15 protein-coding genes are annotated in these 16,276 nt (G+C 37.5%); 11 read left to right on the top strand and 4 right to left on the bottom strand.

The features are described 5' to 3' along the window. Nucleotides 1–73 precede the first annotated feature (73 nt). From HX124_RS15870 to HX124_RS15835, 8 genes are read left to right on the top strand one after another with little or no spacing between them, the layout of a single operon-like run. On the top strand, nt 74–4,135 hold the full coding sequence (locus tag HX124_RS15870) for a phage tail protein (protein ID WP_286384014.1): 4,062 nt from the start codon (nt 74–76) through the stop codon (nt 4,133–4,135). A gap of 10 nt (nt 4,136–4,145) precedes the next feature. Further along, nucleotides 4,146–4,796: a DUF2460 domain-containing protein gene (locus HX124_RS15865; RefSeq protein ID WP_286384015.1), complete on the top strand. Its 651-nt coding sequence runs from the start codon at nt 4,146–4,148 to the stop codon at nt 4,794–4,796. After that, on the top strand, nt 4,793–5,650 hold the full coding sequence (locus HX124_RS15860) for a phage/gene transfer agent baseplate hub protein (protein WP_286384017.1): 858 nt from the start codon (nt 4,793–4,795) through the stop codon (nt 5,648–5,650). Before HX124_RS15865 ends, HX124_RS15860 begins: the two co-directional genes overlap by 4 nt. Next, nucleotides 5,647–6,069 (top strand): NlpC/P60 family protein, encoded by a 423-nt coding sequence (locus tag HX124_RS15855; RefSeq protein ID WP_286384019.1) that lies wholly within the window; start codon nt 5,647–5,649, stop codon nt 6,067–6,069. The genes HX124_RS15860 and HX124_RS15855 overlap by 4 nt, the downstream gene beginning before the upstream one ends. Nucleotide 6,070: 1 nt before the next feature. Next, the gene (locus HX124_RS15850; protein WP_286384021.1) at nt 6,071–8,560 is read left to right on the top strand and encodes a phage tail protein; all 2,490 of its coding nucleotides are present in this window, start codon (nt 6,071–6,073) and stop codon (nt 8,558–8,560) included. A 42-nt stretch (nt 8,561–8,602) separates the two neighbouring features. Next, on the top strand, nt 8,603–10,288 hold the full coding sequence (locus tag HX124_RS15845) for a hypothetical protein (protein WP_286384023.1): 1,686 nt from the start codon (nt 8,603–8,605) through the stop codon (nt 10,286–10,288). Further along, nucleotides 10,288–10,449, top strand: a complete 162-nt coding sequence (locus HX124_RS15840; RefSeq protein WP_286384024.1) for a hypothetical protein — start codon at nt 10,288–10,290, stop codon at nt 10,447–10,449. Before HX124_RS15845 ends, HX124_RS15840 begins: the two co-directional genes overlap by 1 nt. 2 nt (nt 10,450–10,451) lie before the next feature. Beyond that, nucleotides 10,452–11,588: a hypothetical protein gene (locus HX124_RS15835; protein WP_286384025.1), complete on the top strand. Its 1,137-nt coding sequence runs from the start codon at nt 10,452–10,454 to the stop codon at nt 11,586–11,588. 22 nt (nt 11,589–11,610) lie between these two features. Here the strand turns inward: HX124_RS15835 and HX124_RS15830 are convergent, their stop codons facing one another. Beyond that, complete coding sequence (locus HX124_RS15830; protein WP_286384044.1) at nt 11,611–12,477, bottom strand: acyltransferase family protein; 867 nt, start codon at nt 12,475–12,477, stop codon at nt 11,611–11,613. A 617-nt stretch (nt 12,478–13,094) separates the two neighbouring features. Between HX124_RS15830 and HX124_RS15825 the strand changes: the two genes are divergently transcribed. After that, entirely contained in the window at nt 13,095–13,403 is a 309-nt protein-coding gene (locus HX124_RS15825) for a hypothetical protein (RefSeq protein ID WP_286384027.1), read from the top strand. Then, entirely contained in the window at nt 13,387–14,139 is a 753-nt protein-coding gene (locus HX124_RS15820) for an NlpC/P60 family protein (RefSeq protein WP_286384028.1), read from the top strand. The genes HX124_RS15825 and HX124_RS15820 overlap by 17 nt, the downstream gene beginning before the upstream one ends. Before the next feature lie 32 nt (nt 14,140–14,171). Here the strand turns inward: HX124_RS15820 and HX124_RS15815 are convergent, their stop codons facing one another. Both HX124_RS15815 and HX124_RS15810 read right to left on the bottom strand, forming a co-directional pair. After that, nucleotides 14,172–14,477, bottom strand: a complete 306-nt coding sequence (locus HX124_RS15815; RefSeq protein ID WP_286384029.1) for a hypothetical protein — start codon at nt 14,475–14,477, stop codon at nt 14,172–14,174. Between the two features lie 35 nt (nt 14,478–14,512). Beyond that, nucleotides 14,513–14,755: a hypothetical protein gene (locus HX124_RS15810; RefSeq protein WP_286384030.1), complete on the bottom strand. Its 243-nt coding sequence runs from the start codon at nt 14,753–14,755 to the stop codon at nt 14,513–14,515. A gap of 264 nt (nt 14,756–15,019) precedes the next feature. Here HX124_RS15810 and HX124_RS15805 point away from each other — a divergent pair, with 264 nt between their 5' ends. Next, complete coding sequence (locus HX124_RS15805; protein ID WP_286384031.1) at nt 15,020–15,511, top strand: hypothetical protein; 492 nt, start codon at nt 15,020–15,022, stop codon at nt 15,509–15,511. Nucleotides 15,512–15,569: 58 nt separating this feature from the next. Here HX124_RS15805 and HX124_RS15800 read toward each other — a convergent pair whose 3' ends face one another. Continuing rightward, a complete protein-coding gene (locus tag HX124_RS15800) occupies nt 15,570–16,136 on the bottom strand; it encodes a lipocalin family protein (protein WP_286384032.1) in 567 nt (188 codons plus the stop codon). Nucleotides 16,137–16,276: the final 140 nt, after the last annotated feature.

Genomic DNA, 16,276 nt, shown 5'->3' with positions numbered 1-16,276 from the left:
TGCTGCGAACTGCAAGTGTGAATAATTTAGAGACCACTCGAAAGAGTGGTTTTTTATTGCCTGAGGAAAAGTAATGGCGAACGAAGTTGAAGTAAAAATCACAGCCTCAACTGAGGCATTAAGTCAGGGCATGAATCAGGCAACTGATAAAGTTCAAGCTGCAGCAGTCGATATTAATCGTATTGCAGATACCATTAAAAATGCATTTGATGGTGTACGTGATTCACTTAAGAATATTGATATCAGTTTGAATATTGATATGAGTGATATGCAGCAACGTTTAAATAGTGCTGTAGATACGATTCGAACGCGCATCAATGGTATTGCCGATGATGCAAAGGTAAAACTAAAACTAGATACCACATCTTTAAGTAGCGAACTCGGACAAGCAGAAAGTTTAATTCAAACGCGTTTAGCATCTTTGCCAATTCAAAATATCCGTTTAGATATTGATACACATGAGATTCAGCAAAAGTTTAATCAACTTGGTGCACAAATCATTAAGGTTAAACCCAAATTAGATAATCCATCCTTAACGACTGAAATTGCTTTGATTAAAAATAGGCTGAATGCTGCTTTTGCTGCAGGGATTAAAGTCAAAGTTATTCCAAGTCTGTTACAGGCAGATATTTCAAACTTAAAAACAAAACTGCAAGGACTGACCAATAAAACTTATAAAGTCAAACTTGGTATAGATCTCACCTATCTGAATCATCAGATCAATCTTGCGCGTTCCATGTTAAGCAATCTGAGTACTGGCTTAGCTATCAATATTGATGCTACGAGCAACTTACTCCGTGCATCACTTGATCGCGTAAAAGTGGCTTTGGATCTGCTGCGCCATCAACTTAGTACTGGGAGTGGCGGTGGAGGAGGTGGCCCATCAGGTGGTGGATCAGGTCCTAGTGGAGGTGGTGGTATTTTGACGAGTTTTGCAGGGAACTTTCTTGCAAATATGACAAGTCAAATCATATCGCAATTAGGTGCACTAACCGCAGAAGTGGTTCGTAACGCACGTGAAATTGAAAATATGTCACGCCTTGCTAACGCAACCACACAAGAATTTCAGGAATGGGCATTTGCTTCATCTTCTGTTGGTGTAAGTCAAGAAAAACTCGGTGACATCATGAAAGATGTGAACGATAAGTTTGGTGACTTTATGCAAACAGGTGGCGGGGAAATGGCGGATTTCTTCGAAAAAATTGCACCTAAGGTTGGAGTAACAGCCAAAGAGTTTCAGGGATTATCAGGTCCTCAAATTCTTGAAAAATATTATCAAACTTTGCAAAAAGCTAATGTATCGCAAGCAGAAATGACGTTCTACATGGAGTCAATTGCCAATGATGCAACTTTGCTTGCACCGTTGCTTGCCAATAATGGCGAGAAACTCAAGGAGATGTCTAAACAAGCGCATGAACTTGGTGTCATTCTTGATGATGAAGCGATTCAAGCAACTAAAGAGTTTCAAGGTGCATTGGGTTTGATTGGTTCAACAATTAAAGGTGTTGTTGCAAATTTGGTTGCTGATCTTGCACCTGGTTTAAAAACCATGGCGAATAATTTTTTACGCTATATGTCTGAGTCAAAAGATTCAATTGATGATGCGGTTGGGGCAATCATTACCATTTTTAGTAGTCTCTCTGAAATTGTGGAATCAACAGTAGGCGTGATTGGTGATATTTGGACAGACCTCACGCAAGATATTGGCGATGGATCACTGCAGCAGATAACTTTTATGGACTTGGTTTCAGGTGCAATCAAGGGATTTGCAGCAGCTGCAGTAGGTTTAAAAGTAGGTATTCAATCTGCCTTTGCAATCATACGCGCAGTGATTGTTGCTGTATGTCAGGCAATTTCTATTGCATTTACAGGCGTTTTAAATGGCTTTGGTGCATTAAAAGAAACGATTCAATTTGGCTTGGACTATTTGGGTACCAAGTTTAGAACTTTTGGCAATATTGTCAGTCGTATTTTGAGTTTTGATTTTTCTGGTGCGAAAGCAGCTTATGAGCAAGGCTTTAGGGATTTAAGCGATATTACTGATCGTTACTCATCAAAAATGAGTACTCGCATGGATTGGTTAAAGTCTGATTGGAATAGTGGTGTAACAAAGTCAGTTGATGCAGGAGTAAATGCTTGGAATAAAATAGGCCAAGTTACTGAAGATGGTAATAAACAATTTACCAATTTATTCTTAAAAAAACCGACTGAAGTCAAGCCACCTGCACCCATTAAACCACCACCAAATACCTTTAACTCAAATAAGGGGATTGGCACAGGTACAAAGGATGATGATAAAAAGGCGAGTGATAAAGCAAAAAGTGATTCTGAAAAAGCTGTAAGCAATCGCTTGATCGGCATTTCTGGAAATACCGGTATTGGCACGGGTGCTCACTTAGATGTTCGTTATTCTGGGAGAAATGCACCCGTCAGTGCAGAACATTTAGCACGTTTGCAGGCAGGTGGTAAACCTCTTTCAGCCTATAAAATGACATCAGGCTATGGTCCTAGAGAAGCGCCGACAGCAGGTGCTTCAACTTTCCACAAAGGCATGGATTTTTCAATGCCTGTGGGAACACCTATTACGACTAATCACAGTGTTAAAAATGTTCAGACATTTAACAGTGGAAAAGGTGGTTACGTTTCTAAAGTTACTTTTGCGGATGGTGTTGTGTTGAGTCTACTGCACCAATCCCCAGATGTTATGAATAAGGTTTCAAAAGGCGCTACAGCGGGCTCAGCGAACAAAAGTAAAACTGGTGGTGAAAATGATGATTATTTTAAATTTCAAGAGGAGCAAAATCGTCAAGCTGAACAGGCTGAAAAAGAAAGACTTGAGTTGAAGTACAAATATGCCACTGAGCAAGAGAAGGTGGAGCAGGACTTAGCAAGAGCGATTCAGCGTATCAATGACTCAACAGCTTCAACTGATGATAAAAAGGCTTATCGAGTTAAAGCTGAGCAAGAGGCGCAAGCGCAAATGGTTGAAATCAACCTGAGGGCATTAGAGCAGAAGCAGGCGATTGATGAGCAAGAAATTCAGTTTAAATTAGATACAGCACAGCGGATATTTGAGATTGAAAAATCAAATATTCAGGCTGCATTTGATGCAGGTCGAATTTCAAATGTTGAAAAGCTAAAACTCGAAAAGCAACTCGAAGATCAGATGTATTTAATTAAGCGAGAGGGTTTATTAAAACGTCTAGATTTAGAAGCAGAAAAAGCTAATTTAACAGGTAAAGATAGTGGCGTAGCATCAGCAAACAATGCCATTGTGGATTTAGACCATCAAAAAACGATCTCTGATATTCAGGCACCAAATTTAATGAATGATGCCCAAATGGCTGACTTTGAGAAAAAGTTTGGTGGTTTGACTTCACGCATGTCAAGTTTATGGGATCAGGGTATTCAAGCCATGATGAATGGTACATTGACTTGGAAAAATGCCATGAATGCAATTTATTCTGAATTAGCAGCTGAGTTCATTCAAAACATGATCACAGCACCAATGAAAAAATATGTAGCAAGTATGGCACCGCGTTTGGCTGTGAAATTAGGTTTAATTAAGGCGGAAACTGCTGCTGAGGTTTCAGGGCAAGCAGCACAAACAACAGCGGTTGTTGCAGGTGAAGGCGTTAAGACTGCCGCAACTTCTACTGGTGTACTCACTCGTTTGGGAATCAAACTCGCAGGAACTTTAAAGTCCATCATGATGTCAGCATGGGAGGCGATGGCGGCAGCTTGGGCTGCAATGTCAGCAATTCCTATTATTGGTCCTGCATTAGGTGTGGCTGCAGGTATTGCTGCTTTTGCTGGAGTTTCGGCAATTGTGGGTAAAGTGGCTTCTGCTCGAGGAGGTTATGACATTCCTGCAGGTGTAAATCCTATGACTCAGTTACATGAGGAAGAAATGGTTTTACCTAAACAGCATGCCAATACGATCCGTGCATTAGGTAAATCAGTGATGAGTGATGGTTCTATGGCACAGCAACCCGCTTATGCAGGTGATATGGGAGCGATGCCACAGGTCAATATTCAAGCATGGGATTCTAAAGATATAAAACGCTTTATGAAAAAACATGGTCGTGAATTGGCGGGCGGTCTAAAAGGGTATGGGCGTAATTTTGGCAAATAAGGAGTAGTGCGTGTCTGATGAATTATTTCCTGAATTACCAGGATTGGAATGGGAGCTGACAAAGACTCCCATTTTTAATACCAAAATTATGACCTCAATCAATGGTCGTGAGCTTAGAGCGAGTTATCAAGCAATTCCAAAATATAACATCACTATGTCCTTTGCTTTCTTGCGAGAGAGCAAAGGGCGAAATGAGTTACAGCAACTAGAAGGCTTCTTTACCGAGCGCCGTGGTGCTTTTGATTCATTTCTCTACAAGATGCCAGATGACAATCAGTTTGAATGTACTTTTGTTGGGGATGGAAGCACAACAACCTACCAAATCTTCAAAAAAATGCATTCTCTACATATGCCAGTGAGCAACACGATGCAGATGACTCAACCGATTAATCCTAACATGTGGAATCAAGTTGAAACCAAAAATATGTGGGATAGCAACACTGAAAAGCCCATGTGGAATAACGAAATGGCGGGTATTAGTAAGGATGGGAAATATATGCTGAATACACCGTTGGCAGTCGGTGAGGTGGTCACAGTCAAAGGCACATTCTTTTATCGTTGTCGTTTTGCTGATGATGAACAACAGTATTCCAATTTTATGGCCAAACTGTGGAAAGCACAAAAAATTGAATTGGTTGGCTCTTTAGGAGTAAAGGTATGAGACAAGCATCAGCACAATTAATTGCCTTATTGGATCAAGATCAATTCCTAATGGCAGACCTTTATACGATTACCACAGTACAAGGTGATGTATACCGCTACACCAATTATGATTATGACTTAATTGTAGCCAACCAAGTTTTTAAAGCCGATGGACCTATAATTAGCCGTGAGGGAATCAGTTTATCACTAGGGATTGAGGTCGATAATCTATCTGTCAGCATTAATACTATAAATGATCAGCATTTTAATGATGTGCGTGTGGTTCAGGCTTTTCACAATGGTCAAATGGATGGTGCGCGTTTTAAGTTAGAACGGATCTTTATGGATATGCATACGCCTACAGATACAAGTGCAGGCACCTTAAAATTATTTGAAGGTCGAATTATTGAACCTGAGCTTGATCGAAATGTGATTGATTTTAATGTGGCATCAGATATTGATGATCTTCATATTCAAATGCCACGTAACCTATACCAACCAAGTTGTTCCAATACTTTATTCGATTATGGTTGTGGTTTGCTGCGTGATAATTTTGCTATAAGCACAACGATCGAGGTAAACAGTAGTACTTCACAAATTGTATGTACTTTGACACAACCACAAGGTTGGTTTACGCAAGGCGTAGTGGAATTTTTAGAGGGTGGGAATAAAGGTTTGAAGCGCACGATTCGTTTACATGAATCAGGAGCATTAATTTTGACTTTACCTTTACTTGAACAACCCAAAGCAGGTCAGCAAATCAAAGTGTATCCTGGATGCGATAAACGTTTAGATACATGCACTAATCGCTTTAATAATCGTAATCGTTTTGCAGGGAAACCATTTATTCCTGTGCCGGAGACTGCTGTATGAAAAATCTAGCAGCAGTTGAAGAAGCTAAGACTTGGTTGGGTACACCATACCATCACCAAGGGCGAGTAAAAGGTGTCGGGGTAGATTGTGGTACCTTAATCTGTGAAGTGTATGAAAAAGTGGGCTTAATGGATCATTTGGATCCACGACCTTATCCCCCTGATTGGCACATGCATCAATTGGGGCAACGATACTTAGAGCATGTGAAGGGTGTATGTTTTGAAGTGGATGAACCACAGCCGGGAGATATTGTTTTATATCACTTTGGAAAGTGCATCAGTCATGGTGCCATCGTTGTGGAATGGCCAACGGTGATCCACTCATATATCCATCAGGGTGTCATTATCCAAGATGGTACCAAAGGAAGTTTAGCCCGGCGAATTGCTGGGTTTTTTCGTATGAAGAGGCTAAAAGAATAATATGGGTGGATTATTTGGTGGTGGTACCACAAGTACAACTGAAACGCGTATTAACTCCATGCGTGTTCAGCAATCTGCGTATGGTCTTTGTCAACCATTGGTATATGGTAAAAATCGAGTGACTGCCAATATGTTTTGGTATGGTGATTTTGCTGCAACACCACATACCACTGTGACTAAATCAGGGGGGAAAGGTGGTAGCTCTAAAACTCGCAATACAACATTTACCTACAATGCTTCATTGATGCTTGGGCTATGTGAAAATAAGATCCGAGATATTGGGATTGTATGGCGAGACAAAGATCAGATTATCAATAAAACTGAAAATGGTGTAACCAAAAGCCCTATTGATCAGTTAGGTTTTGAATTATTTGATGGTAATGATAATCCACGTTGGGGATATATACAGACCAAGCATCCAGATCAGGCATTACACTATCCTTTTCTTGGTTATGTTGCCTGTGCGAATTATGATTTAGGGAATAGCGCAAGTCTTTCCAATCATACTTTTGAAGTCATTAGTGATATTACACTGTCAGATACAGTGCATGATGCCAATCCTGCGGATGTGATTGAGGATTTTATTACACATCCACGTTACGGTGCGGCACCTATTTTAAATATGGCTGATTTGGCGGAATTTAGAACCTATTGCCGAGCAGCAAATTTATTAATTAGTCCTGCATTTACAGAACAAGCTGAAGCGTATGAAACGATCAATACGATTGTTGAGGCGGTGAATTGTGCAGTGGTACCCAGTCCAGATGGTTTAAAAATTAAAACCTATGGTGATGCTGCCTTGACTGGACATGGAGTTACATTCACACCTGATCTAACTCCTGTTTATCATTTAACAGATGATGATTTTATTGGTGAAGATGAGCCTATTAGAGTGCGCCGTAGTCGTGATACGGATGCTTTTAATCATACGCAAATTGAATATACCAACCGTTATAACCAATACAATACGGAAACAGTGGAAGCCAAAGACCAAGCGAATATTGAAATGTTTGGTTTACGTACAGAAGATGCGGTAAAACTTGATTTCTTTTGTGAGCCCAAAATTGCTCGGCATGCCTGTCAGCTACGTTTACAGCGATTGTTGTATGTACGAAATGAATATGAGTTTCAGCTTGGTTGGAAGTACTGCCGACTAGAACCCATGGATATTGTGACGATTACAGACATCTCTTTAGGGTTGGATCAATTTCCTGTACGAATTACACGGATTGAAGAAGACGATGAGGGCTTACTCACCGTTACAGCAAATGAGTTGTCCGTTGGATCTTACTCAGCGATTGAGTATGACCTACAAGCATCTAATGGTTATCAGGGAGGAAATGAAGAACCAGGACATGTGAATGCACCTGTCATTTTTGAACCACCTCTAGATTTGACCAATGGGATCAATCAAGTGTGGATCGCCGTATCAGGTGGGGTTAATTTTGGTGGTTGTAATGTCTGGGCGAGTTTAGACAACACTACTTATGACATGATTGGGACCATTTATGGTTCAGCGCGTTATGGTCAATTGGTTGCAGCTATTGATACAGATGACACGGCATTGCAAGTCCAGCTTAACACACCCAGTCAAATGTTCAGTGGGACTTTGGAAGATGCTGAAGCGGATGCGACATTATGTTTGTTGGGTAGCGAATATTTGAACTATCAAGTGGCAACACTCAATGGATCAGGTCTGTATACATTAGATGATGTACTACGTGGACGGTTTAATGATGCTCAAGTACATATTGCAGGTGAGCCATTTGTCCGTATTGATAAAGCTATTTTTGAACATAGTTTTAATAAAAATCTTATTGGTAAACAGATCCATTTGAAATTTACCAGTTTTAATGGCTTACAGCAGCAAGAGCAAACCTTGGATGAAGTGACTGCTTATAGCTACACATTGGTGGGTGGAAAGCCTACAGGTGTAAAAGGGCTCTCATTACAGTCGCCATTTATTGGTACGAGTTTTAAAGTGCAGTGGCAAACTGTTGTGGGTGCTTCAGGCTATGTTGTGCAAGTACTTTCAAATGGTATTTTGCTACGTGAAGTTCAAACAACCAATACAGACTATAGTTATTCTCTTGAGGAAGCGAAATCTGATGGTTTGGGGCGTTCCTATACAATTCGGGTGGCTAGTGTTAGTGGTAGCAATGTGAGTTCATTCGCAGAGTTGAATATCAGTAATCCAGTTCCTGCAAAACTTTTAAATGTATATACCACAGCAACTAAAGATACATTAACTGTAAGTTGGAATCCAAGTGAAGCACCTGATTTAAAAGATTATGCAGTTTGGATGAGTCAAATGGAAAACTTTGATCCGAGTTCGATTGCACCAACGTGGGTTGGATCAGACCTATCTCATACCTTTGAAAAGCTTACATCTACAACGATTTACTACGTGCGAGTTGCTGCACGTGATGTGTGGAAAGATACAGTTTGGAATTATTCAGATCAGTATGTTCAAAGTACCTCTGAAACTTAAATTTGATTAACAACATGAGCACCCATTTCGGGTGCTTTTTTTATGGATGAGATTTTTATGCCATTACCAGATAAGAGTGCACTGATTGGTGCAAATGTTACAGAGCAGGGGTTTAAAACTGCTTTAGGTGATTTTATTGATAATGCCTCATCTAAAGATGATGTCAGTACAGCAAAGCAAGAGGCTGTGCAGGAAGCTGCTACTGAAGCAGATGTGATTGCAAGTAAGAAGTTGAATCAAGCGAAAGAGTTTGTTGTTGAACAAGTTGATAATGTAAAAAACGAAGTAGATGTTGCATTAAATGTAGTGAAAAAACATATTTATGCAGATATTGCTGGAACTGCATTACATATATTTGTTGACTCAAATGATGAAATTGTCGCTTACATTGATAAAGATTCGATGCTTTTTATCGCTGGTCTTGATCAACCAGTTCAACTTGAAGTTGCAACGCTTTCTAATCATGTTGATACATTAAAGGATACGACTTTTCATTATTCTGATGCTGAAAGTGCATTTATCTTTAGTGATAAAGACGGTGAGATTTTCTTAAAAATTGGCTTGGATGGAAAAGTATATTTTGTCGGCTTAGATACTGATCTTGTGAGTTATTTAAAAAATAATTCAGGCTCAATAAAAGATACATCTGTAGCGCTTACACGTTCATATCGTGACACATTCACGAGTGAAACGCAGACACTTTTAAATAATTTACTGTATGCAGAAACAGGCGCAAAAGCTCCAGTGCCATTGCATTTGTTCAAACATAATTTTAGAACAAACAAGACGTGGATTAATGATATTAATCAAATCACTTTTGCAAATTCGACACGTTTAGAAATTGATAGTCCGTATCGTACAAATGATGGCGTGTGTCATCCGAACATTTTAGAGTTTTGGAATGGATTTCTTGGTTATCGTTATATTGTCTGCATGACACCATATTTTAACACAAACGAAGCTGAAGAAAATCCGTGCATTTACGGCTCTAATGATTTGATTAATTTCGATCTATTAGATGGTTTTGAACAACCACTCGACCCACGCCCGATGCCGAGCTTTAGCAACGGTCACAATTCAGATAACGTGTTGACATACGATCCGAGATCGGGTGAATTAATTTGCATTTGGCGACAAACGCTTAGAAATCCGAACAACGATGGTGTGCGTACAGATTGCCTTTGGATGCGGAAAACAAAAGATGGCAAAACGTGGACAGCGAAAGAACGTATCTTTCTTAACACAAATCACCCAGAGTCGAATGCTGCTGGCTCACCTGCAATTTTATACGATGTGAAAAGTGGCTATTGGTATATGTATTTGACTCGCTTAGCGCCTAGCTCTACAGATTTGCGCTTATTCCGAGCAAAGAAATTAAACGAAGATGCTTGGGAGTATGTGACACAAATTACAACCCCGTTCGTGCCGTGGCATCAAGAAGTTAAGTTTGTTGGCGATAAAGTTGTAATGCTTGTCTACTGCTATCCACCCGATAACACATTGTATTTCGGAATAGCTGATAACTTTATAGATTTCACGTGGTCAGCAAACAAATACGGTGAAACGAGTTGCTATAAATCGTCATTCGTTCCTGAAATCAACGATCAAAATCAACTTTCTTTAAAAATTCTTTATTCAACTGACGCACAACCTGAAAATTTGTCAGAAAAATGGAGAATGTATATGCATCAAACTAATTTTATGAATGTTGAGATGGAGTTACATTAATGAGAACACACCAGGATGATTTTGAAGAGATAATAAAAGACATTATCAATGCTGATGCATTTAAGAAAGATGAAACTAACGTGTATCTCGATGAGGAAATTGAAAAAACTTTTCAAAAATTCATTGAGTTTATTTTAAATATGCAAAGAGATGGAGTATAAAAATGTCTGTAATTATTAAATCAGATAAGATTGCGACTGCAAGCTTGGGCAATATAAATGGCATCAAAGGCGCTAAAGACTGGTCTATTTTTTTGGATTTTGAAAATGAGGTTTATTCAACAAAATCAAATGATGTGATCAAAAAAGATTATTTACTATCTGATGTTGTTGAAGCGAGTCGTCAAAATTTAAACGGTGCGCCGATTTCAATCAATAAAAGTGGTATTGAGCGAGCAATTACATCAACAACAGAAGTGCGTACAGCCTTATTAAAAAATGGACGTTTCGGTTTGCTCTCAGAAGATGAAAACGATAATTTCTTTTTAAACAGTTCTGCTCCAGCTACCCAAACCGTGACACTTCCCGCTGCCGCTTCTCGAATTGCGGTGTCATGCGAAGGGGCAGGCAGCTTGACTGTGAATGGCGATATTTCAGAAAAAGGAACGATTGTCACAAAAGATAAACCGTATCTTTTTACAAGAACAAGCACATCGGCTGCATGCAATTTAAATATAACTGTAAATGGCAGTTTAACGCACGCTCAAGTTGAAGTTGCAGTTGGTGAACATACAGCAAGCTCAAAAATTAAAACAGGCGGGGCAATTGTAAAAAGACCGCGCGAGTATGTGAAAGTAAAGCAATCGCTTTTTGATTCAATAATTGCAAACAAAAACGGATTTACTATTCTTGCTCAGACTCTTGCATATAATCCAACTATTAATTCTGCAAACAGTTATGCTTCACAGCTTGTCTTGGAGGGTGGAACTGCTTTTAAATTAATGAAGCAGTGTGGGCTGTCAAATCAGCAATATATGGGTTATTTAAAAAACTTCATTGACTCAACAGCAACAAACAACAGCGCGGTTTTTAAAGGAACGTTTAGCGCAGAAAATAGATTTCATGCTCATACTTTCGCGCTTGCTTTCGGCGAAGGTAAAGCACTTGGAGCATACAGTGGAATGAGTGAAGCTCAATTAGTTGTTTCAGATCCGCTGAATATTACGAATATTATGTTCGGGACAGGCTATGCAAGTCCAATCGGTCAAAACGGTTTGCGCGGAATTATTACAAAACTTGTTGTGTATGATCGTGTACTGTCACAAGAAGAAATTACTGAACTTTCGAAATCATGGGGTTAAAAAAAAGCCCATAAGGGCTTTTTTATTTTATTAATTTTTTCTCAATCATTTTTCCTACTTTGATTGATAAATCATCTATATAGTTACTGTAAGGAATGGAAACCAATATTGAAACTAATATTGTCAAGATACTAGCTATTAATGAACTTATTAAAAAACCCAAATCTTCTAATAAAAAATTATAAAGAGGCATTGCAAACAAATAAATTACCAACAAGTGAAGAAGATAAATTGAAAATGATAATTTACCTAAAAAAACAAGCGGCTTTTTATCCAGAAGATTAGATACTTGTTCATTCATTAATATACTGTAAACAATGAAAGGGGCAGAAGCTATCGTTATTAAAATATATGATTTTTCACCTAATACTTTGTAAATCCACTGGTATGAATAACTTGTATTATGAATACCTGCAAGATAAAGCCCTATTGACAACATAAGGGTTGCTGTTAATAGATTAATTTTTTTACCATACAAATAAAAAATAACACCAATAATGAAACAACTGATGCCCAGTCCAAAATTTATTGAAAAAACAGCAGCAGAAATAGCAATAGAAAACATTGCAAATAAGAATGCTAGTATTTTTTGTTTTGTGTATAAGTAAATGATAGAAAAAACTATGAATGAGCCGAACAATTCAACTTGCATTGTCCACAAGACCCAATTGTAGTTAGATTTTCCTAAAATAAAAGAGCGAATAGTACCATCGTAAATTGCATCTAAAAAAGGTCCAGACTGTGTTCCGAGTCGAGCAACCCAGGCAGAGGCATTTGTCATGTTTAAATCTAGTTGAAATGCTGACCAGAATAAAAGCACAGCGATTAATGCAGGTATAGCTAAGCGTGGATATCGCTTAACAGACATTGAAAATATTTTTTTCTCAATATCTTTGTTTTTATTTAAAATTGCATAACTTAAGACAAAGCCGCTTAGTACAAAAAAACATAAACAGCGGCATTTCCAGCAAAGAAAAATGCAAGTGGTGAGTTGTGTATAAACTGGAGAAAATCAAAACTCGGTAATCCGGATTGCTTGTCATTGTGCAGTTGTGGATAGAAAACTAATGAAAGATGTGAAAAGACAACAGCTAAACACGCAAGTCCTCGTATGCTTTCTGCAGAATTTATTTTTGACATAAACTTAAGTAAGTTATTTTAAAGAGGTTGTTATGATACTTTGATAAAAAGCTAAATCAATCATAAATTAATATTTACGTTTTAAAATATGATAGATTTTGCAGAGATTAAAAATAAGTCGAGAAATCACATGATTCAATGGATTATATTCTATATATTACTTTTGATAGCAATAGTCTCACTGATCGTAGGTATCTTCTTTGATACATACTTTGTAGCGATAGGTATATTATTATTGATAGCATCATATCTAAGTTTTAGTTTTTTTAAACTTGCATTTCAAAAAGATGATTAAGTTAAAGTTAGTAGCTTTAGTGATCCAAGCCCCAATCGGGGCTTTTTTATTACCAAAAATAGGAGAAACCAATGTCAGAAACCACAACCGCAGTTGCAGAAACATCAGCAGCAATTGCGGGGAAAGTAACAACAGTAACAGGTACAGGGGTGACATTAGTGTCATGGGCAGCAGCATTGGATTGGGGTTTTTTAATTGGTGTAGGTATTGGTTTAGCAGGCTTAATTATTAGCTTCATGAACTTCTTATCAAATCGCCAATTTCAAAAACGTAAAGACAAGCGTGAACAAGAGCTGCATGAAATTGAAATGTGTGAAGCTAAATACAAACAACGAATGAAGAATTCAAAAAGTGAGTTAAAACATGAAATTAATCAATGAAAGTGCATGGCAATACTTAAGCGTGAAGCTCCCAATGTTGGGAGCTTTTTTTATGCTTGTATTAATTCCGCTCTTAGAATGGGCATTAGATTTCCAACTCATTCCAAAAGAGCATGAAGGCATCATTATTGGAATTGTAATTCCATTGCTTGGCTTGATCGGCAAGAAGATCTATCAACCAGAGTTACATGCACCGCAGCTAAATGGCATTAATAGCCTTTTAGCTACCCCACAAGCAACCAATGATTTGGCGTGGATGGTTGAAGCGAAAAAACATATTGGCTTGCGTGAAATTGTGGGTAAACAACATAACAAAACTATCTTAGGATGGATCAAAGGACTTGGTGGTTGGTTCACTGATGATGAAACGCCGTGGTGTGGAACTTTCGTAGCTCATTGCTTAAAGACTGCAGGTGTGAAATATCCAAAACATTGGTACCGCGCCTTAGATTATGTGAACTACGGATCCAAACTCGCAAAGCCTGCCTATGGATGTGTTGCAATTAAAACTCGCAAGGGTGGTGGTCATGTTTGTTTTGTTGTTGGTCGTGATCAAAAAACTAAAAAATTAGTCTGCTTAGGTGGTAACCAAAGTAATGCTGTTTCTTATGCATTATATTCCGATGGTGAATTTCAAGAGTTTCGTTGGTATGGGAAAACAAGCCGACCTGCTGAGTCTCGTTATAATTTGGAACTTTTGGATGGGGTGAGTGCAACAAAGGTTAGTGAGGTTTGAAATAAATAGACCCTCAATTGAGGGTCTATTTATTATTCAGTATTGACACATTTGAATTGAATTTCAGTTTTGGGAAAATTACCCAAAATAAATGGCGGTTTAGCCTCAATAGTTTCTAAAACTTTAACGGCTTTACTTGTCTTTTGGCATTCAGTGTAAGCTTCTCTCATTGCTTCTGCTTTAAGTGTCCCCATTCCTGTAAATCCTGTTGCTGCTTGTCTAGAGACCAGATATGTATTGTTTCCCATTGGTATGACCCCAGAATTCGCAGCACAGCCAGAAAATAAAAATGTAAATATTATGAAAGAACAAATTTTTATACTTTTTTTATTAAACATAAATGTCACTCCTAAATAGAATTGAAATATTTTAGTCACCCAATGGTTCCAAGAACAGGAATCATTCTTGGCCCCATATTTCTGGCCTTTGACACGATCTCAACCAATTCATCATAAGTCAGATTAAAAGAATCTGCGCTATCAAAAATATATACCATATTTTTACCCTCATACTCTGGAGGAGTAGGAGGGGCAAAACGCTTAGGTATTAGTTGTTGCGTTAATTGCTTATCCGTTAAACGAGGAATACTTTTAACATTTCCATCAAACTTTTTCATACCTATCCCCAGATATTAAGACATACAAAATAATATCGTTTTAAAATAAGAATTAAACCTCTAAAATCATATGCTATGACATAGTTTGTCGTGGTTATTTAACAATAGATGTGCTTTTAAAATAATCACTTAACATTGAATAAACTGTCAAAATTGTTAAAATGCCTTTCTTTTTCTGTTCTCATTTTGCATTTATTTTGCATTTATTTTGCAGGTGTAAATATAAGGTGTTTAAAAACAGTATCTTACTTAAGGATTTTCTTAATGCTCTCTATCTATTTAACAGATGTTCAAAAAAATGTTCAATTTAAAGATTATCCAGGTGAACATCCTGTTAAATTTATTTTAGGTTTTAAAAAGATTTTTCCGAGTGTTATGGAGTTGTTGTTGCCTGTTCTTCCACAAGATGAAAATTTAGAAAATATGACTTGGGAATCAACAACACAAGATTTTGAGACATTTAAATTATTATTAAGCGGTTGGGGGGTGATTGAATTACGTTTACAAGCGATTCGTCAATTTAAAGATAAAAACTATGCGGATCAGTTGGTAAAAACAGCTCAAGCAAAACGTAAAGCGTTCTTGCAAAGTCAAAAACAACTTAAAACAGTAGATTTGGATTATCTTTTTATGCATGAGATTCATGCTTTGATTGATGCTGAATTGGTGGAGCTTGGTGAGAAATTCTATTTACCTATTTTACGTGATCTTTGGAAAAATAAAATAAATAATCAAGTATTAAATGCTAAGTTTTGATGTCTTCACAGATCATAAAAATGCCAATATAAAGTTGGCATTTTTTATTACATTACAATTACTCTTTTGATTTATGTACTGTATAAGTCAGATCAGACAAATCAAAACCTAAACTTTTAGCATAATTTAAATATTCATCCAGTACGGTCTGCTCAATCTTTGGTGAGCGACTTAATATCCATAGGTATTTTTTATTTGGACTACCGACTAAAACGACTTGATAATTTTGATCAATTTTTAAAATCCAATAATCACTACGAGCTACAGGTAACCAACGAATCGCATTCGGTAGAAAGCTTACGGTAAGTTTCGTGTTTTCTGGGGCATTTTTTACAAAAACTTCACCAATTGATTGCTGTAAATTATGATTTTGATCCCAGCATTGATTATCTACTTTAAGATTGCCTTGTTCATTTAAAGAATAATGTGCTGTCACATTATAATCACACTTTTTCTGAAAAAATAAGGGCTTACGGGCTATTTCATGCCATGTTCCTAAATATTTTGTTAAATCTACTTGTTGTGCTGTAGGTATTTTTTCAGCACCGATATTGGCTAAGGTCACGGCTGCTAATAAAATCAGACCACTAATAAATAATATTTTCTTTGTTCTTGATTTCAACATAGGGCTACCTTTTGAGTTGTAACATGTCTGTTAAGATATAATTTATTAATATCAATAATTTATAGCATAGATTAAGATGATCATACATGGATGGAGATGAAGTGAGTAATATTTATTACTCACATGATTTTTAATATAAT

Origin of the sequence: Acinetobacter sp. 226-1, assembly GCF_030329325.1 — a bacterium.
GTDB lineage: Bacteria > Pseudomonadota > Gammaproteobacteria > Pseudomonadales > Moraxellaceae > Acinetobacter > Acinetobacter sichuanensis.
Note: the sequence above shows the minus strand (reverse complement) of the source record. Positions and strands in the feature narration are given on the sequence as shown.